Origin of the sequence: Rhizobium sp. P38BS-XIX, assembly GCF_012641435.1 — a bacterium.
In the GTDB taxonomy this organism is placed as follows: Bacteria; Pseudomonadota; Alphaproteobacteria; order Rhizobiales; family Rhizobiaceae; genus Rhizobium.
In genome coordinates this window covers 46,698-65,875 of the sequence record NZ_JABAIJ010000003.1, presented here as the reverse complement: position 1 = coordinate 65,875, position 19,178 = coordinate 46,698, and the positions used below count along the sequence as shown (strand labels likewise).

General features: G+C 58.5%; 12 protein-coding genes. 6 read left to right on the top strand and 6 right to left on the bottom strand.

The annotated features are described in order from the left end of the window. The first annotated feature begins 54 nt into the window (after positions 1-54). The 3 genes from HGP17_RS12305 to HGP17_RS12295 are packed head-to-tail and all read left to right on the top strand — an operon-like array spanning position 55 to position 2,919. Entirely contained in the window at positions 55-957 is a 903-nt protein-coding gene (locus HGP17_RS12305) for a sugar ABC transporter permease (RefSeq protein ID WP_168809262.1), read from the top strand. After that, entirely contained in the window at positions 954-1,838 is an 885-nt protein-coding gene (locus HGP17_RS12300; RefSeq protein WP_205925948.1) for a carbohydrate ABC transporter permease, read from the top strand. Before HGP17_RS12305 ends, HGP17_RS12300 begins: the two co-directional genes overlap by 4 nt. A gap of 19 nt (positions 1,839-1,857) precedes the next feature. Next, positions 1,858-2,919: an ABC transporter ATP-binding protein gene (locus HGP17_RS12295; RefSeq protein ID WP_168809260.1), complete on the top strand. Its 1,062-nt coding sequence runs from the start codon at positions 1,858-1,860 to the stop codon at positions 2,917-2,919. Between the two features lie 88 nt (positions 2,920-3,007). On the opposite strand, the gene HGP17_RS12290 is transcribed toward HGP17_RS12295, so the two are convergent. Both HGP17_RS12290 and HGP17_RS12285 read right to left on the bottom strand, forming a co-directional pair. Further along, positions 3,008-11,503: a glucoamylase family protein gene (locus tag HGP17_RS12290; protein ID WP_168810051.1), complete on the bottom strand. Its 8,496-nt coding sequence runs from the start codon at positions 11,501-11,503 to the stop codon at positions 3,008-3,010. Between the two features lie 440 nt (positions 11,504-11,943). Further along, positions 11,944-12,690: a ThuA domain-containing protein gene (locus tag HGP17_RS12285; protein WP_168809258.1), complete on the bottom strand. Its 747-nt coding sequence runs from the start codon at positions 12,688-12,690 to the stop codon at positions 11,944-11,946. Between the two features lie 306 nt (positions 12,691-12,996). Here HGP17_RS12285 and HGP17_RS12280 point away from each other — a divergent pair, with 306 nt between their 5' ends. Together HGP17_RS12280 and HGP17_RS12275 are read left to right on the top strand one after the other, a co-directional pair. Beyond that, on the top strand, positions 12,997-14,013 hold the full coding sequence (locus HGP17_RS12280; RefSeq protein ID WP_168809256.1) for a Gfo/Idh/MocA family oxidoreductase: 1,017 nt from the start codon (positions 12,997-12,999) through the stop codon (positions 14,011-14,013). 15 nt (positions 14,014-14,028) lie between these two features. Continuing rightward, complete coding sequence (locus tag HGP17_RS12275; RefSeq protein WP_168809254.1) at positions 14,029-15,015, top strand: LacI family DNA-binding transcriptional regulator; 987 nt, start codon at positions 14,029-14,031, stop codon at positions 15,013-15,015. A 46-nt stretch (positions 15,016-15,061) separates the two neighbouring features. On the opposite strand, the gene HGP17_RS12270 is transcribed toward HGP17_RS12275, so the two are convergent. Both HGP17_RS12270 and HGP17_RS12265 read right to left on the bottom strand, forming a co-directional pair. Further along, positions 15,062-15,502 carry a YqaA family protein gene (locus tag HGP17_RS12270; RefSeq protein ID WP_168809252.1) on the bottom strand — a complete coding sequence of 147 codons (441 nt, stop codon included), beginning with the start codon at positions 15,500-15,502 and terminating at the stop codon, positions 15,062-15,064. A 230-nt stretch (positions 15,503-15,732) separates the two neighbouring features. Further along, positions 15,733-16,842 (bottom strand): WG repeat-containing protein, encoded by a 1,110-nt coding sequence (locus HGP17_RS12265; protein ID WP_168809250.1) that lies wholly within the window; start codon positions 16,840-16,842, stop codon positions 15,733-15,735. 199 nt (positions 16,843-17,041) lie between these two features. Between HGP17_RS12265 and HGP17_RS12260 the strand changes: the two genes are divergently transcribed. Then, entirely contained in the window at positions 17,042-17,551 is a 510-nt protein-coding gene (locus tag HGP17_RS12260; protein ID WP_348648927.1) for an amino acid transporter, read from the top strand. 83 nt (positions 17,552-17,634) lie between these two features. Here HGP17_RS12260 and HGP17_RS12255 read toward each other — a convergent pair whose 3' ends face one another. Next, positions 17,635-18,471 (bottom strand): bifunctional allantoicase/(S)-ureidoglycine aminohydrolase, encoded by an 837-nt coding sequence (locus HGP17_RS12255; protein WP_168809248.1) that lies wholly within the window; start codon positions 18,469-18,471, stop codon positions 17,635-17,637. A gap of 91 nt (positions 18,472-18,562) precedes the next feature. Further along, positions 18,563-19,153 (bottom strand): ankyrin repeat domain-containing protein, encoded by a 591-nt coding sequence (locus HGP17_RS12250; RefSeq protein WP_168809246.1) that lies wholly within the window; start codon positions 19,151-19,153, stop codon positions 18,563-18,565. Positions 19,154-19,178 lie beyond the last annotated feature (25 nt).

Here is a 19,178-nt window from a genome sequence, read left to right as displayed (position 1 = left end):
TCTGCATGACCCGCGTCTCGGCGCGGATGCAATTCGCAGCCGGAGACAATTCAAATGGCTGGTCCTAGTAGCCGCAAGCGGCGGCGCCGCGTCAGCAAGAAATGGGCGCCATTGCTCTTTCTGGCGCCGTTTGCACTGCTCTTCATCGCCTTCCTGATCGCCCCGATGCTCTACGCGCTCAATCTCGCGGTCTACAAGACCACGGTGGTTGCAGGGACCAAATTCGTCGGCGCCGATAATTTCGTGCGCGCGCTCGGCGATCCGAAGTTCTGGCAGGGCGTGATCATTCTCATGAAATTCGCCGTGATCCAGATCCCCGGCATGGTGGCGATCGCGCTTCTGATCGCGTTGATCCTCGATAGCGGCACCGTCTACGCCAAAAGCTTCTTCCGCGTCAGTCTGTTTCTGCCTTACGCCGTACCCGCGGTCATCGCGACACTCATATGGGGTTATCTTTACGGCCCGGCTTTCGGCCCATTCACTCAGCTTGCGAACGCCATCGGCCTTCCAGCGCCGAATTTTCTCGGCGCCAGCACGATCCTTCCGTCGATCGCCAATATCGCCAACTGGGAATACACCGGTTATCAGATGATCATCTATTACGCCGCGCTTCAGGCGATTCCTTCCGATCTGGAAGAGGCAGCGTCGATGGATGGCGCAAACAGCTTCGTCTATGCACTGCGCGTCAAGCTTCCTCTCATCGCTCCGATGGTGGTCGTGACCATCATTTTCTCGATTATCGGCTCGCTGCAGCTCTTCTCCGAACCCTATCTGCTGCGCAATCTCGCACCGCTCAGCATCACCAACTCCTACACGCCGAACTACTATGCCTACACGCTCGCCTTCGCCAACCAGCAGTATAACTATTCGGCCGCCATGTCCTTCCTTCTCGGTGGCGTGACCGCCGTCATTTCCTATGCCTTCATGCTGATCGTCAATCGTGGAGGCCGCGCATGACCATCGTCGGCAAATCGAAACGCTCCCCGTCGTTCCGCCGCAATCGCTGGATGCTGAGCGCAATCCTTCTGATCATATGGGTCTATACCGCCCTGCCGCTCTTCTACGTCGTCGTATCTGCGTCCAAATCGAACAACGACCTCTTCACGACGTTTGGGCTCTGGTTCGCAAGCGATTTCAAGCTGTTTGCCAATATTCAGCAGGTCTTCAGCTTTCAGGACGGCATTTTCGCCCGCTGGCTGCTCAATACTATCGTCTACGCGACGACGGCAGGCATCGGCGCCGCCCTGTTCGCGACGATGGCCGGCTATGCGCTGGCGAAATATGAGTTCCTCGGCAAGCGGCTGGTTTTCGCGATCATTCTCGGTGCAGTCATGATCCCGCAGACAGCGCTCGTCGTGCCGTTGTTCCTGCTGATGTCGAAGGTCGGTATCGTCAATACGCCCTGGGCCGTTATTCTGCCCTCGCTCGTCTATCCACCCGGCGTCTTCCTCATGCGCGTTTATGCCGACGATGCGATCCCGAACGAGCTGCTCGATGCCGGGCGCGTCGATGGCGCGGGCGAGCTTCACATCTTCTTCTCATTGGCGCTGCGCCTCTTGATGCCGGGCTTTGCGACCGTGCTCATCCTGTCTTTCGTGGCGACCTGGAACAACTACTTCCTTCCTTTGGTCGTCCTCAGTTCAGCGGAGTACTTCCCCGTCACCGTCGGCCTTGCGCAATGGTATGCCACCGCAACGGTCGGCTCCGGCGGCGGCGCGGCACTCTTTACCCTCGTGCTGGCCGGTGCGCTGATCAGCATCGTTCCCGTCATTATAGCTTTCATCGTCATGCAGCGTTTCTGGCAAGGTGGCCTGGGCGCTGGCGGCGTCAAGGCGTGAAGCCGCAGAGAGACCAGACATGGCTGTTATCGAACTCAAAAGCATCCGCAAATCCTTCGGCGCCCTGGAAATCATTCGCGGGGTTGATCTGCGAATCGAGGATGGAGAATTCGTCGTTTTCGTTGGGCCTTCGGGCAGCGGCAAGTCGACGCTGTTGCGCCTCGTCGCAGGCCTGGAAGAGGTCACCTCCGGCCAGGTTCTGATCGGCGACGAGGACGTAACCGAACTCGGACCGGCGGACCGGGCTCTCTCGATGGTCTTCCAGTCCTATGCCCTTTATCCCCACAAGACCGTGCGCGCCAACATGGCCTTTGGCCTGGAGGTCGCACGCACGCCCCGCGCGGAGATCAATCGCCGCGTCCAGGAGGCGGCAGCCTCGCTGCGGCTGGAAAACTATCTCGACAGAAAGCCCAAGGAACTCTCCGGCGGCCAGCGTCAGCGTGTTGCCATTGGTCGCGCCATCGTTCGTGATCCCGTCGCATTCCTGTTCGACGAGCCTCTGTCCAACCTCGATGCCGCCCTGCGCGCTGAAATGCGCATCGAGATTGCCAGGCTGCACCAGCGGCTCGGCGCGACGATGATCTATGTGACCCACGACCAGGTCGAGGCGATGACCCTGGCCGACAAGATCGTCGTGCTGAAGGACGGCTCAATTCAGCAGGTTGGCTCGCCGATCGATCTTTACGAGAAGCCGGCCAATCTCTTCGTGGCGCAATTTCTCGGTTCGCCAAAGATGAACGTTTATGATGTGGAACCGACAGCGGGCGGGTTGAAGATCATGCCCGGTGGCATGATGCCGCTGGCGTCGGCCCCCTCACAGGCCGCCAAGCTTGGAGCACGCCCGGAAAACATCGGCATCGTCGAACCGGGCCAAGGCAATGTCGAGGGCCGTATCGACGTCATCGAGCGCCTCGGCTCCGACACCTACGCCTACGTGGCGCATGAGGGCCAGCAACTGACGACCGTTCGTCTGCCCGGCAATGTTCAACTGAACGTCGGCCAGCCCGTAAGTCTCACCATCGATCCCAAGCAACTGCATCTTTTCGACAAGGAGAGCCGCAGCATTCCGCTGGACCTCTGAGCCGACGGGCTATCGGCGTTTACTCACCCCTATTAGAAAGGCGGCCTCTCGGCCGCCTTTTCATTTTCTCGTTCTCTTGGCGTCTGTGTCAGAGCCGATATCCCTCGCCCAAATGGTCGAAGGCCGCACCGTTGACCGTCACGGAATATCCATCGGCGGCCGCTCCCTTTGAAACGGCAATCTGATAGTTGCCGCTCGGCAGATGCAGCTCGGCCGAGAAACCATCCCATTTTGCCGGAAGCACCGGCTTGACGTGAAGGTGGCCATTTTCCACGCGCACGCCCAGGATGCCCTCTATCGCCGTGCGATAGAGCCAGCCGCCCGAACCGGTATACCAGCTCCAGCCGCCACGACCCTTGAGGGCACCTTCGCCGTAGACGTCGCCGGCAATCACATAAGGCTCGATGCGATAGACATCCGCCGCCGACTTGTCGAGCGAGTGGTTGATCGGATTGAGCATCTCGAAGCAGCGCCAGGCGTCTTCCGCACGGCCCATGCGAGCCAGAGCCAACGTGGCCCAAACGGCGGCATGCGTATATTGACCGCCATTCTCGCGCACGCCCGGAGGATAGGCCTTGATGACACCGGGGTCGTTGACCGGCTCGACGAAAGCGGGCGTCAAAAGCTTGATGAAGCCACCTTCGGCATCCGCCAGCTTTTCGAGAACCGCGTTCATTGCCTGTTGACTGCGCTCCGGATTGCCTTGACCCGACAGAACGCTCCACGATTGAGAAATGGAGTCGATCCTTGCCTGATCGGACTGGCTCGAACCGAGCGGCACACCATTGTCGTAGTAGGCACGGCGATAGTAATCGCCATCCCAACCCGCAGTCTCAAGCGCATCCTTCAGCTTTGCGAGATGCTCAGACCAACGGCTGACGCGCTGCGCATCGCCACGGCGTTCCGCATAACCGATAAACTGGCCAAGCGCACCCGCCAGGAACCAGCCGAGCCAGACACTCTCGCCGCGGCCATCCACGCCGACGCGATCCATCTTGTCGCACCAGTCGCCGCTCATCATCAGCGGCAGGCCGTTCACGCCGGCCCGCTTGATCGCGAGATCCAGGCCAAGAGCGGCGTGCTCATAGAGCGATGCTGTCTCGGTGGAAACGCGCGGCACGAGGAACGCATCGTATTGGCCGGCGCTGAGCTCGGCGCCCTCGACGAAAGGAAGCATTTCATCGAGGATCGCTTGATCGTCGGTCGCAGTGCAATATTGGTCGACCGCATAGGCGAGCCAGACCGGATCGTCCGAAATATTCGTTCTGACGCCGGCGCCGCTGTCTTCCAGCCACCAGTGCTGGAAGTCACCCTTATGAAACTGGCGACGGCCTGTGTTCAGGATCTGCTTGCGGGCGATCTCGGGCGAATGCAGCAGGAAGGCCAGCGAGTCCTGCAACTGATCGCGCAGACCCCATGCACCGCTCGACTGATAGAAGGCGGTACGTGCCATGATACGGCAGCTGAGTGTCTGATAGGGCAGCCAGTTGTTGACCATGAAGTCGAAGCGTTGGTCCGGCGTTGAAACGCGCGTCTTGCCGGTGAACGTCTTCCAGAAGTCGCGCGTTTTACCCAGCACGTCATCGAAGCTCACGCCGCGGATATCGGCCATGAGAGCAGCCGATTCCTCACGCGACCCGGCATCGCCCATATAGAAGCAGATCTCGCGGACTTCCCCCGGCTCGATGGTCAGATCGAAGGCCATCGCGGCTGCCGGATCGCCGTCAAGATCAATCGTGTCCGACAGCCGCGACCCGGCCGAGACCGTTCGCGGCTGCTGGATCGTGCCGTGACGGCCGATGAATTCGCGGCGGCTGCCGGAAATGCTGACGGGCTTCTCGCTCGCGGCGAACGCGGCCACACGCGTCGAGAAATCGACACTGTATGGATTGCTCGCGAAGATGACGCCTGTATCGGCATCAAACTCCGACACGATGAACGGTTTGGTTTTCGTCGGATTGTTGCCGAGTATCCATTCCGCATAGCCATAAAGACGGAGCTTGCGCGGTGCACTCGCGGTATTGCGAATGCGCATCTGCGTCAGCTTGACCGATTTCTCCATATGGAGGGTCTGCGTAACGTCGAGCGCGATCTCGTCCTGAACGGTCGAGAAAACCGAATAGCCCAGGCCATGACGAACCTCGAAGCTCGTATCCGAATTCTGCGCCAATGCAGCGTAGGGAACGATGACGGAGCCGCGATCAAGATCCTTGATATAGAAGGCTTCACCCGGCCGGTTGGTGACCATGTCGTTGGTCCACGGCGTCAGCTGGTGATCGCGAGAGTTCTGGCTCCAGGTGAAGGCCGCGCCTTCCGCCGATACGTGGAAGCCGAAGCTTTCATTGGCGATGATATTCACCCACGGATGCGGGGTCTGTTCGCCGCCGGACAGGCGCACGACATACTCGCTGCCTTCGTTCGCGAAGCCGCCGTAGCCGTTCCAGAAGGTAAGATCGCTGCCATCGCCTTCAACCGACCCAGTCTTTGTGCGCGCCATACGCGGCACGAGCGTGGAATCGCCCCACTGGCCGAGGAGTGCTGGTGACCCTGCGACCGAACGCGCCTTCTGCAATTGATCTTTGAGGCTTCCATCGCGTCCGCGCAGGACGATGCGCGAAGACGCAATGATCGCGTCGTACGCTTCCGGCGCCGTCATGTCCTTGCGGATGACGTAGATGTTGCGCTGGATGCCGGCGGCTTCGCTGGCATGGCGGGCACCATCGCAAAGCTGGTCGATGGTGCGCTGCATCTCGGAAGCTTCTTCGCCGGTTCGCTCGTTGAAAATCACCAGATCGACTTCGACGCCGCGCGACTGCAGGAAGCCCTGGGCTCTTAGCAGCTCCTTGACGAGGTCGGTGCCGAGCTCATCCGTGATGCGCAGCGTGATGATCGGGGCGTCGCCGGAAAGGGTCGCGCCCCAAAGGACGGACTGCGACTTGAGACCGGCGCGAACCGTCTTGCTGTCGGCCCGAAGGGACATTTCGGGATAGACGACGTAACGTGCGAAGCGCTGATAGGCGGCCGCTTCCTTGGAGTTGACGCCGATCTGGCGCAACTGCTTCTGAGTCCGCGTCCACGCCTGGACAAGTCCCTGGGCAAAGCTGTCGGACTGACGATAATGATCGAGCGCACCTTCAAGCTCTGCACGGCTTGCGGCCGCGATGGTCCAGAAGACCACGCTGACTTTCTTGCCGGCGGGAACGCGAACGACGCGGCGCAACGACACGCAGGCATCCATCGTGAAGCCATCCGTGCCCGAAAGCGTTACACCTTCATCGAAGGCTGCCGCTTCCGTCAGCGTCCGCCCCCTTCCAAGGAAACGCATGCGATCGGTTTCGAACTGTGTCGTGGCTTCCGCACCGCTATCATCAACGATGAGCTGTGCAATCGCTACCTCCGGATCGGTCAGGCCGCGTTTGCGGCGTTCGACGAGGATGGCATCCCCGCGGCCGGCAATCTCGGTGTGCAGGAACATGCGGGCAAAGACCGGGTGTCCGGTGTCGACGATGTCGAGCGTGGCAACAGGTTCCATATAAGACGTGATTTCGATAATACGATCTTCCGTGCCGGCATTGGTGATCGTCAGGCGCCGGCCTTCCGCATCGTGATCGCTGACAATAAAGACTTCCATCTCGCTCGTCAGATCACCGACTGTCTTGACGAATTCAGCCTTGTCATCGCTGAAGGTGACGCGGACATGCTCGTTGGCGATGGAACGCGGCTCGGCGGTGGCGGACCACCACTCATGCGATGCCATATCGCGCATGAAGATGAAGGAGCCCCAGCGATCTTCGGTCGGATCCGCACGCCAACGATTGATCGACAGATTGTTCCATCGGGTATAGCCGGCGCCGGTCGCCGTCAGCATGGTCGAATAGCGACCATTGGACAGCAGCAACAGTTCCCGCTCGCGAGATGCCGGATCTTCTACGCGGCGTACTTCCGGCCGCATAAGGTCGCCCTGGATGGTCGCCGGTGCGTCGGTCTCGTGCTTGGAGGCCATGACCGGGATATCGCGCGGCGCCTTTTCCTGCAACAGCAGTTCGGCGGCTTCGATCACCGGATCGGAGTGGAAGAGTTCGCGCAGAAGCCCGTCAAACGCAACGTTGGCGACGGCTGCGATCGACATGCCGTGATGGTGGGCATAGTAGTTATAGACGACCGCACACTTCTTGCCTTCCGGCACGCGGCTCGGCGTGAAATCGACAGCATCGTGGAAGCCGTACATGCCGAGCGCGCCGACAGCCCGCAACTTCTCGAGGTTTTCGAGCGCGGCGACCGGATTGTACTGGCTCGCCAGCAAGGACGCATAGGGCGCGATAACGGCATTCTGGCCAAGACCGCGCTTGAGACCAAGCGTGGGCACGCCGAAATTGCTGTACTGATAGTTCATCTGGTGGTCGCGAGCATTGAAGGCCGCTTCCGAAATACCCCAGGGAATGTTGGCCCCAAGATGCTTGGCGTAGTTCATCTGCTCCTGAACGATCAGATTGTTCGTCTGGTTCAGAATACCGCCTTGACGCTCCTGCATCACGAGCGGCGGCATCAGATATTCGAACATCGAGCCGGACCAGGAGACCAGCGCGCCACGCGGCCCCACCGGCACGACATGGCGTCCGAGCTTGTACCAATGCTCCGTCGGCAGATCGCCCTTGGCGACCGCAAACAGGCTGGTCAGACGCGCCTCGGATGCCAGCAGATCGTAGCAGGCGGCATCAACCTCTTCAGTCTCGACCCGGAAACCGATCGAGAGGAGGCGGCGCTCGGGACGGAAGAGGAAACTGAAGTCCATGGCAAAGGCGATATCGCGGGCGCGATTGCCAACCTTGATCAATCTCTCCGTAATCGCATCGAGCTTTGCAAGATCGAAGGCGTTGTCCGTCAGATGCAGCTCGCACGTCGCCACGAGCTTGCCCGCCCAGTGGACGACCTCCTCGCTTCGTGCGGTCTTGACCTCCTGGTCGAGGCTGGCGGCCAGCTTGCGGATTTCGCGCGCGCCTTCGACTAGTCGCTCGATAACAGCCAGAGAAAAGTCCTTCTGTTGCTTGGCTGATGAGAGCGAGGTCTCGAACGTCGCGATCCGCTGTTCGAGGCTATCACGCAGGGTGCGAGTGGTCTTATTGTCATCGGCAAGCTCTGCGAGAACCTCGCTGAGAATACCGACGACGTCGCCGATACCATCGAGATTGCCGCGAAACTGCGCAGCAGGCGCTTGCGCCCAGATACGGCATGCGGAGGCGACGGCGATCAGATGGCCGGCGAGATTGCCGCTATCCACGGAAGAAACATATTTCCGGCCGAGCGGCTTCAGCGTATCCGTATGATACCAGTTGAACAGATGGCCACGATATTTCTCGAGCCGCTCCGTGCTCTCGATCGTCTGCTCCATCCGCTTGATCGCATCCTCGAAGGTGATCCAGCCGAATTGCCGCGCCGAGATGACCGATAGCAGATAGACACCGATATTGGTCGGCGACGTCCGCATGGCGACGACCGCATGCGGCGTCTGCTGGACGTTATCTGGCGGCAAATAGTGCTGACCGGGCACGACGAAATGGTCGAAGTAACGCCAGGTCCGCCGCGCAATCTTGCGCAACTCGCTCCTGACTTTGTCAGGCACCACCAGACGGTCTTCCGTCTCGGCCGTTTGGCTGACGATCCAGGCAATGACCGGCGACAGGAACCAGAGAATGATGAAGGGCACGCCGACGAGATAGGCGCTGTCTCCCGACGAGATCGCAAACAAGAGCGCAAGCACTGCCAGAACCGGAGCGCGCCACATGACCTTGTAGTGGCCAAGGATAGTCGTCTGCGCCATCGCCTGCGCACTGGCGGCCGTGCGCCACTGCAGCATCAGCTTGCGGCTGACAAAGAGACGATAGAGCGAACGGATGATGGCATCCGCCATCACATAAGCGCTGTCGACGATAAAGACCACGCGAAGGGCGACCTGCGCATTGGCATTTTGAATATCAGTCCAGACCGTATGCAGATGCGCGCGCAGAATGATATCGCTCGTGCGCGGGATGATCCCGTTGATCAGAGACAGCGTCGGCGCCACGAACAGGCTGAAGATCAGCACGATCTGCCAAAGCAGCGCGCCAAAGGCGTTCATCCAGTACCAGCCGAGGGCGGAGGCGAGGAACCAGGCAATCGGCGTCAGCGAGCGACGGAGATTGTCGGCCATTTTCCAACGACCGAGCGCCGTCACGCCGCGCTTCGGATCGAAGATATAGGGAAGGAGCTGCCAGTCGCCGCGAGCCCAGCGATGCTGACGCGAAACTTCGACTTCGTAGCGGATCGGGAAATCCTCGACGAGTTCGCAATCGGTGACCAGGGCGCAACGCGCCATCGAGCCTTCCAGAAGGTCATGGCTGAGAACGGAGTTTTCTTCGATGCGCCCCTTCAGCGAAGCCTCGAAGGCATCCACATGATAGAGGCCCTTGCCGGTGAAGGTGCCTTCTCCCGTGATATCCTGATAGACGTCGGATACGGCGAAGACATAGGGATCGAGACCGCGATTGACCGAGAAAATGCGCTGGAACGCGGAGGCATCCTTGCCAGTCGTCAGCGACGGCGTCACGCGCGGCTGCAGAACACTGTAACCATCGACGACACGCTGGCTCTTGGCATCGAACACCGGACGGTTGATCGGGTGATGCAGCTTACCGACGAGCTTGGTAACGGTGTCGCGAATGATGCGCGTATCGCTGTCGAGCGTCATCACGTACTTAACGTCCTGCGGCACGATGTCGGCGCCAGCGATGAACGTGGTGTTTGGGTCGCCGCGCAGCAGCATGTTCAGCTCATGCAGCTTGCCGCGCTTGCGCTCCCAGCCCATCCAGGCGCCTTCGGCCTCGTTGTAAAGGCGGCGACGATGCAGGAGGTAGAAACGCTGCTTGCCTTCCTCGGCGTATCGCGCTTCGAGAGCGGCCATCTGGCGGCGTGCGTAGTCGAGGACTTCGCGGTCGCGATCGTTCTGCTCTTCCTGGCTGTCGGGCCAGTCGCTGAGCAGCGCGTAATAGACTTCGCCGCGCGGATTGGCGAGGTAGTGAACCTCGAGATTGCGGATCAGTTCATCGACGTGTTCGCGCCTGCCGATCAGGCTCGGAATGGTGACAAGCGTGCGCGCCTCTGCCGGCAGTCCCTTCTTGAATTCGTAGCCGATGAGACGGTCGGGAGCGATGAAGAACGTGGCGAAAAAGTTGAAAAGGCCAGTCGCACCTTCCGAAGCCGGAAGCGCGAAAGCCACCAGCAGAACGATCGTTGCGATGATCGGGATACCGGCGCTGACAAAAACGCTGCCGACAATGATCAATGCGAGCAGTGTGAGAGCAAGAACAGGCACCGCGATTGCAAGCCAGTTCAGACGGCGGATGATGCGCATGAACGAAAGGCCGATCGGCGGCCTGAAGCCAATTTCCTTTTCTAGAGCCGGACGCCCGGCGCCAACCAGGAAATAACCGACGTTTGCCGACGCCGACGACGGATCCTTGCCCCCGGTCGTTGCACGTTCGGCCAGGCTGATCGCCGCTTCGGCGATATCGAGCTCGGTCTTGTCGCTGCGCTTTGCGAGCTTTTCGATCTGACGGCGATAGGAGTTGCGCGAGCCGGAATCGAGCTCGGCATAATCGGTCTGCTTCCAGAGAAGCTTGTCGATCTTGCTGACCTCTTCGACCCAGGTCGACCAATCCGTATCGTTGATCTCGCGAAGGCTCTTAATGATGCTGCCCATCAGCGTATTAGCGGCCGCAAGACGGGTCTGCTCGACCGACATCACGGCTTCCGCATCACTGCCCTTGGCCGCAATTTTCGCCTCGAGCCAGCCAAGCGCAGCTTCGGTCGGCTCAAGCGCATTGCGCAGGCGATAATGCAACTGGGTGACGAAGGTCGGATCGTCGAGGTGTGGCGTCAGCGTATCGAGCAGCTCGACGGATTTTGCATCACCAAGCGCAATGACCTTGTTGGCCGCATCATTGGCGATGCCGCGCATCTCGCGGCTCTTGTCGATCCGGGTTGCAACACGGCGCAGATTGTCGATCAGCACATAGCGAACGAGGGACGGCAAGGCCCAGAGTTCGCCGATGTGCAAGGTCTGCTTGTCCTGGAAGCCTTCGGTAACGGCCGCCATGCCGGCATTGCTTATGTTGCTATGGGCATGCGCCATGTAGAGCCAGGCAAGCGCGAGCGTCCTCGGCACATCGACGCCATCAAGCTTGATCGTGCGCAATTCGCGATAGAACTTCTTTGGAAAGTCGCGACGAACTTCCTGAATCGCTTCTTCGACAATGTAGTGATTGTCGAGCAGCCATTCGGTCGCTGGCGTGATGCTTTCACCCGCATCGACATCGGCGGCGGCAGCGCGATAGACGCGCAGGATCTCGCTCTCGTTTTCGCGATGTCTTTGGAAGAAATCGAAATTCGCAAAGCTGGCGACGTCGAGTTTCCGGCTCTCGGCAAACTGCGCAGCCGCTGCTCTCAGCTGATCATTGGACAAAAGAGTAGAACGAATTCCAAAATCGGAGTCCGCGAGCGGCGATTTGGCCTGCGCGGTCGAGCCGCCCGTTAGATTTTGAGACACCATACCATCCTGCTCTTCTGTTGAAATCACGTCCGATAAGTCTCCTGACCAAACAAGGTGCGCCGGTGAGCGCGCTAACGTTTCCTGTTCGGTTTCCTCATAGGCATGAAGGGAAAATCACTCTGCTCGGACATGAAATTAGTGGAATCTGTTAAGGCTTCTAGATAGCGGCTGCAAAATGAACGCGCGATTAATCGATTTAGATATTTAACAAGCGGGTCCAGGGCTTCTGCCGGCCCACTTTTTTCGATGGAAGGCGCTTATCGGTAAACGCTTTGGCGAGAAGAGAGATCCCAAGTGAAATATTATAGCGTGCGCGCTCGCAATTTTTTGGCTCAAAACGCTTTGCTTCTGATTCAACTCAGAAAAATGGCAAAAGGGCCCCTTAGGGGACCCTTCGACACATCAGCAGGGAGGCTTTGTCCGCAAGATATTGGAGGCGATCAGGATCTCGGCGAGGTCTTGGCGTGCAATGGCTCCTTGCGGTGCCAGTTTTCCAGAACCCGGCCGTCAGTATGCTTCTGATGCGCCCAGTGAATTCCGTTGGAAATCACCCTCAAGACATGGGGGTTATGATAGACGGGATAGCTCTCATGACCAGGACTGAAAAAGAAGATCCGGCCGCGCCCGCGCTGGAAGGTGCAGCCGCTGCGGAACACTTCGCCGCCGGAATACCAGGAAATGAAGACCAGTTCGTCAGGCTGGGGAATATCGAAGGGTTCGCCATACATTTCCGAAGCCTCGACTTCGAAATAAGGTGGCAAACCTTCCGCGATCGGGTGAGAAGGATTGATGACCCATACCCGCTCGAGATCTCCTTCCGGCAACTCACGCCAGGAAAGGTTTGCATTGGTTCCCATCAGCCGGCGGAAGAGCTTGGAGTGATGCCCAGAGTGCAGGATCAGGAGACCCATCCCCTTCAGCACCCGTTGCTGGACGCTGTCGATCAGCCGGTCGCTCACCTCTTCATGCGCCACATGGCCCCACCAGAGCAGTACATCGGTATCCTCGAGCAGAGAGTCCGGTAACCCCTCTTCCGGATCGTCCATGGTGACACGACGGATTTCGAAATCCGCGCTTTCAATACCACTGGCGATCGCGCCATCCATGCGATCGGGATAAAGCTTCTGCACGATCTCATCGGTCTTTTCGTGCCGGCCTTCGTTCCAAATCGTCACTTTGATCGTCATCTTTACTCTCCTCCAATCGTATTTGAGCGTCGGCGAATGAGCCGAACAATCGTGTCGAAGACACCGGCACTATCGGGATCGGCCCACGCCTCTTCTGATCAGACTGATGTCTGCGATCGGCAGGAAAGCCCCCCTACCTCCTGCTTGTTCGACTTGCAACCAAGACGTACACACGTACGGCATTATTTTTCAAGTACATGTTTATGTCGCACCCAGATTTAAAGTTATACAGCTGTTTTCATGTTGAAAAATATTTCATACGCACTTAGATCAATTGTGCATACGTGTGCATAAATGGAGGAAATCATGTCACGTCCTGTTCGCCTTGCCGTCATCGGCGCCGGGCTGAAAGCGGCAGAATATGCCCGCAGCTGGGTTCGCCTGCCCGAGATTGAGTTTGTTGCGGCGGCCGATGTCAGCGTCGCGTCGCGTCAGCGCTTGATCGATATCTGCGTGAGCGCAGGGCGCGACGCCCCGAGGGAATTCGATGATTTCCGAGCGATGCTTGCCGAATGCAAAAGCGGACTGGATGCCGTTTATGTCTCGACGCCGCATGTTTTCCACGCCGAGCAAGCGCTGGCCGTGATCGAGGCCGGCCTCGATCTCTTCCTGGAAAAGCCGATGGTGACGACGGTCCCAGAGGCGAAGGCGCTGATCGAGGCCAGATCAAAGGCTGACAAGACTGTTGTCATTGCATTCAACGGCGCCTTGTCGCCGCTCGTAAGCGACACCCACAAGCGAGCCTCGGCCGGCGAATTCGGCGAGCTTGTCAGCGTCTCGGCAGCCATATGGGAAGGCTGGTCTTCGAAATATGACGGCCAGTGGAAGCAGAAGCCGGAGCTGTCCGGCGGTGGATTCATGTTCGATACAGGCGCGCACATGATGAACACCGTGTGCCTTCTGGTTCGTTCCGAATTCGAACGCGTCTCCGCATATATGAACAATTACGGCAAGCCGATCGACATCACCTGCGCGGTCGCCGCACGCCTTGAGAATGGTGCGCTCGTTACCCTCAATGCCGCCGGCGAAGGTCCACCCGGCTGCGCCTCGCACATCACTTTGTTCTATTCAAAAGCCATCGTGCGGATAGATGCGTGGGGCGCGTGGCGCGAAATCGAGCTTGAAGGGAAGCCCGGCGCACGTGAAGTCGCAGAGGCACCCCATCAGGAAAGTCCGCTGAAATCCTTCCTTGCGGTGCGTCGCGGCGAAGAGGAAAACCCGTCGACGGTGGAGAATGGGCTTCGCTTTGCGCGCCTTTGGGATGCTATCAAGGCGTCCGCAGCACGCAACGGAGAATCGGTGCGGATTTCCGACATCGGTTAGTCTTTAGGAAGCGGAATGAACAAGCGCATCACCTCGAAGGAAATCGCAAAGCTCGCCGGCGTCTCTCCGTCGACGATCTCCAGAGCCTTCTCAGGCGATGCGCGCATCAGCGAACGGACACGAAAGCGGATCATGTCCATCGCCGACGAGCATGATTATCGTCCCAACGCCATCGCCCGCTCGCTGAACAGCCATCGATCGGGCCTTGTCGCTCTCGTGGTGAATTCGATCGAAAATCCGTGCGAGGGGCAGCAACTGCAATATCTGGTCCAGCGGCTGCAGGAGCGCGAATTGCTGCCGATCCTGCTCTGCTGCGCTGGGTATGACGACAAGGCACACCTGATGCGCATGGCATCCGCCTATCAGGTTGATCATGCCGTCATTTTTTCCGATATGGTTTCGATGGCGGATGCCACGCAGATCTTTAGAACGGCACGGCCGATCATGGTCTCGTTCGAACCAATTTCCGATCCCAACATATCGCAGCTCGTCGTCAATGGCTCCAAGGCCGCGGACGAAGTTGTCGCGAAAGCCGTCTCCGACGGCCGCAACCGCTTTGCCTATCTGACCGGACGCAATTCGAGCTGGATTGACAAGCAACGCAAGCGCTGGTTTGCCGATGCGCTCGCCCGGCATGGCCTGAGCTTCATCGCGGAAAGCCATGGCGATTACTCCTACGATTCCGGTTTCAAGGAAGCGGTCGTGCTTCTTCGACGGTCTTCGATCGATGCCGTCGTTTGCGGCAATGATGTCATGGCGATCGGCGTTCGCGACGCAGCGACGCGGGTGCTGGGACGAAAGGTCCCCGAGGATCTCGCGATCATCGGGCAGGATGGCGTCAATCTGGCTCTGTGGGAATGCAACGACCTGACCACGCTCGCGTTGGATTACGCAGCCTATATGGATACGATCGTCGGCTTCATCGAAGACCAGGCCCTTGGCCGGGAAGGCGCTGCCACGGTAACCCACGACTATTTCGTCCGCTGGGGCACCACCTGCTGACGCCCCAAAGCTTCATAAGCTTCAGACATTGTCTTTGCGCGCGGGATCAGGACACGAAGCCCGTCGTCGCCAATGCCAGTGCGGCGTAGCGGCCAACCTTGGCAATGGCGACCAGCAGAAGAAACGTCGGCAGAGGCTCACGCAAGGCGCCTGCAAGCACAGTGATCGGATCGCCGACGATCGGGACCCAGCTTGCAAGCAACGACCATCTGCCATAGCGGCGATACCAGCCCTGCGCCCGGCCCAACGCACGATCGCCAACAGGAAACCACGATCGATGTCGAAAGCGCTCGATCCATCTTCCCAGGCACCAGTTGGCAAGAGAGCCCAGCACATTGCCGAAACTTGCGACGATAACGAGGGCAAGGACTGGATAAGTTTCAGTCAGCAGCATACCAACAAGCACTGCCTCGGATTGCATGGGCAGGATCGTTGCCGCGGCAAGGGCAGACAGGAACAAGCCGAGATATGCCGCAAGATCGATCATCGCGTCTCTATCCGGCAGCCGACTATGCAAGTCAACCCACAGACGAGAGGACATCGGCTCGAAGATCGCGCCTCTCATTCGCCTGTGCTCGGACTCGTTGACAAAGTATGAGAGCTAGATTTCAGCGGCGACTATAGTCAGAAGATCAGCTGTAATCTTCAAAGCATAGAATGAAGAGAAATTTGCGCAGGCAAATTCGAGTTTAGCAGATGGTCGCCCTGTTGAGGCAGCTATGGCCGGGCAGCCAGACCGGCGATTGGCTTCCCAGTCCGGTCCAAGTACGATTCCTGTCCGTCGGCCACAACTTTGATCAACTCGCCACAGTCCCATACCTCATTGTAAATAGGAGGCATCACCCACTCGAAAGTCGTGTCGAGAACGCCATATTTCCTGTTTGTTCCAGCGATTATGAGACCGGCTTCGGCGCTCCAAGCCACATCAAGGGTCGGCTCAAGCAGCCAATTGCCATGGATATCAATGAACCCGAATTGGTCGTCAAATTCGACGGGAGCCGTACCCTCCGCAAAATGCCTGACGCCTTGGAAACGTGGCTCGATCACCCATTCACCGTTGGTGTCGTGGAAACCCCATCTCTCGTTTTCGTTGTTATAGTCGTCTCCTTGTTCTCCCCTTTGCGCGCCAGCAAGCCCATTCCTGAAGCTGATGGCACGATGGAATTTAGGCTCTAGAAACCATTCACCCTGAACGTCAATATATCCTTCGAGATAGCCATTGTCTTTCCAATTCAACCCCACGGTTGCAGTATGAAATTCTTCCTCTTGAAAATTAGTTGCACTGGCGAATTGCGGCTCAATGGCCCAGTCACCCTGTCGATCAATAAAACCGACTTTTCCTTTAGGTAGCCGGGCGATCGCGAGCCCTCGTGAAAAACTGCCGAGTCTTTCGAAATGAGGTTCAATATGCCAATCGCCATTCATATCGACGAATCCATACTTTCCTGCATGGATAACCACCATTAAACCGGCATGAAAACTAAACTCATAACTGAACTTTGGTTCGACAATCCAACGGCCAAGCTCGTCAATTAATCCCCATTTGTCGGCGACTTTGGCGCGAGTTGGCCCCTCGCCGTAGGTGTTGATCATAGAGACGCCCGCGGGTGCTGGCGTCCAGCGTCCTTCCTTGTCGACAACACCCCATTTGCCGCTATATTTAGCTGCTGCTATTTCGCCATAGAATGAATGCGCTTCGTCAAAAACCGGTTCAATCGCCCAAGCGCCGCTACGGTGGATATATCCGGCTTTCCCGCTGACGTGAGAGCGAAGATCCCACAGATTCTTTTCCGAATATGGCGCTGATGTCATCGAAGAGCTACTCAATGTCGATCTCCACCTTCCCAATTCTACAACTAAAACGAGCCGGTCATCTGCCGTCACTGCATAAAGCAGTGTGGTCCTCTACGAGCTTTGTCAACAGAACCCAGGACTTATGATGAATCCAGTCTCCGAAGATGCCTGGTCCCCTTGGTCGCCAGCGGAACTCTCGAGCCGCCTCAGGCACGCTTCCGGCATATGGTATGTGGTTGGCGGATGGGCACTCGACCTTTGGCATGGCAACCAGACACGGGGGCATGAAGATCTTGAATTTGCGATCCTGCCGGAAAGCGCGCACGAGTTTCGCGCGACATTAAGCGAGTTGGTTTTCTTCACGGTGCACTCGGGGGTCATCAAGCCTCTTCCCGGAACAAGCGCGCCGCCACCGCACATTTCACAACTCTGGGGCCTCGATTCCCGCAGCGCTTGTTGGCGTGTCGATATGATGCTCGAAAGAGGAACGCCATCTACCTGGATCTATAAGCGCGATACGGCGATCCAAATGGCGCGATCCGAGGTGGTCAGGAGCAGTAAAACGGGAATACCCTATCTGGCTCCGGCGGCCGTGCTCTTATTCAAGGCGAAGCATCTTCGCGAGAAGGATGAGGCCGACTTCGCGCGCGCCCTGCCCCGCCTCGAACGGTCGGATCGGGATATGTTACGATACTGGCTGGATTTGTCTCATCCAGACCATCCATGGCTGAAGTCGCTATAGGCTGCGGAAGACGCGCCCAGCATCGGAAGACAAAATGGACAAAACCCGCGCAGTGAGAGCGCGGGTTTCGCAAATGTGCCGGCCTAGCGGCGTGCGCCGAACGGACGCAACGTCATATGGCGGTTGACGTCCTTATACAGTAGATAACGGAACGGCTCCGGGCCGCCGGCGTAGCAGGCCTGTGGGCAAAAGGCGCGAAGCCACATGAAATCGCCGGCTTCGACTTCGACCCAGTCCTGGTTCAGACGATAGACGGCCTTGCCCTGCAAAACGTAGAGACCATGTTCCATGACATGGGTTTCGGCAAAGGGAATGACGGCGCCCGGCTGCAGCGTGACGATGGTCACATGCATGTCGTGACGCAGGTCCGAGGGATCGACGAAGCGTGTCGTCGCCCAACGCCCTTCCGTGCCGGTCATGGTTGCCGGCGTGATATCTTTCTCGTTGAGGATCAGCGGCTCCGGATGATCGAGACCATCGACCGCCTCATAGGCCTTGCGGATCCAGTGGAAGCGCGCGTGTTGGCCTGAATGGTTGTGAAGCGACCATTTCAGACCCGGCGGCAGGAAGGCATATCCACCCGGCTGCAGAGTGTGCTTGCCAGTCGGCAACGTCAGCTCGATCTCGCCATCGACGACGAAGAGCACGCCTTCCGCTTCCGGATCTTGCTCGGGACGGTCACTTCCGCCGCCCGGCGCGACCTCCATGACATATTGGGAGAAGGTCTCGGCGAAGCCGGAAAGCGGGCGGGCAATTACCCAGCAACGCGTGTTGTTCCAGAACGGCAGAAAGCTGGTGACGATGTCCTGCATGACGCCCTTGGGAATGACCGCATAGGCCTCCGTAAAGACTGCCCTTCCCGTCAGCAGGTCACTTTGCGGCGGATGGCCGCCGAGGGAGGAATAATAGATCTTTTGCATCGTCTCGCCCTTCGTTCTCAGAATATCCCGGGAGGCTTCGGCCTTGCCCCACCCCATTGTTATTGGATGGCGACAAAGCCTTAACACCGCGTCACTTCGCGCCGGCTTTTTCCAACAATGCCGCAATCTTGTCGTAATCGCGGCCACGAGCATGTTGGAGCGGTGTCACACCTTCACGATCAGCGATATTGACATTTGCACCAGCCGTGATCAGCAACTCGACGATTCGCACATGGCGCGGGCCGCCATCGCTCAAAATAATCGCCTCCAGCAGAGCGGTCCAACCAAGCCGGTTGATATGATCGACGGCCACGCCGGCCTTGATGAGCGTTTCCACGGCCTCGACGTGACCGCGCTCGGAGGCAGGGATAAGCGCCGTGCCACCGTAGCGATTGACACTGCCAAGATCCGCTCCATGCGCCAGCGCAAGCTGAAGAATCTCAAGATAGCCGCGAGCGCCCGCATACAGATAGGTGCTATCCTGTATGTCATCCCTAGCGTTGACATCGGCGCCAGCCTCAATCAACGCCTGGGCCGCCTTCACCCTGTTACCGCGTGTTGCAACAAGCAGGGCGGTGGCGCCGCTTGCATCGCGCGCTTCAATATCCGCACCGGTGACGAGAAGCTGCTGTACGGCCGCAACATCGTCCGCCTCAGCCGCCTTGTGTAATCGAATATCCATTGTGTGACCTCTCGAAAAACCAGAA

Coding starts and splice junctions, on each gene's coding strand:
- HGP17_RS12305 (WP_168809262.1), top strand. CDS start 55: ATGGCTGGTCCTAGTAGCCGCAAGCGGCGGCGCCGCGTCAGCAAGAAA.
- HGP17_RS12300 (WP_205925948.1), top strand. CDS start 954: ATGACCATCGTCGGCAAATCGAAACGCTCCCCGTCGTTCCGCCGCAAT.
- HGP17_RS12295 (WP_168809260.1), top strand. CDS start 1,858: ATGGCTGTTATCGAACTCAAAAGCATCCGCAAATCCTTCGGCGCCCTG.
- HGP17_RS12290 (WP_168810051.1), bottom strand. CDS start 11,503: ATGGTGTCTCAAAATCTAACGGGCGGCTCGACCGCGCAGGCCAAATCG.
- HGP17_RS12285 (WP_168809258.1), bottom strand. CDS start 12,690: ATGACGATCAAAGTGACGATTTGGAACGAAGGCCGGCACGAAAAGACC.
- HGP17_RS12280 (WP_168809256.1), top strand. CDS start 12,997: ATGTCACGTCCTGTTCGCCTTGCCGTCATCGGCGCCGGGCTGAAAGCG.
- HGP17_RS12275 (WP_168809254.1), top strand. CDS start 14,029: ATGAACAAGCGCATCACCTCGAAGGAAATCGCAAAGCTCGCCGGCGTC.
- HGP17_RS12270 (WP_168809252.1), bottom strand. CDS start 15,502: ATGATCGATCTTGCGGCATATCTCGGCTTGTTCCTGTCTGCCCTTGCC.
- HGP17_RS12255 (WP_168809248.1), bottom strand. CDS start 18,471: ATGCAAAAGATCTATTATTCCTCCCTCGGCGGCCATCCGCCGCAAAGT.
- HGP17_RS12250 (WP_168809246.1), bottom strand. CDS start 19,153: ATGGATATTCGATTACACAAGGCGGCTGAGGCGGACGATGTTGCGGCC.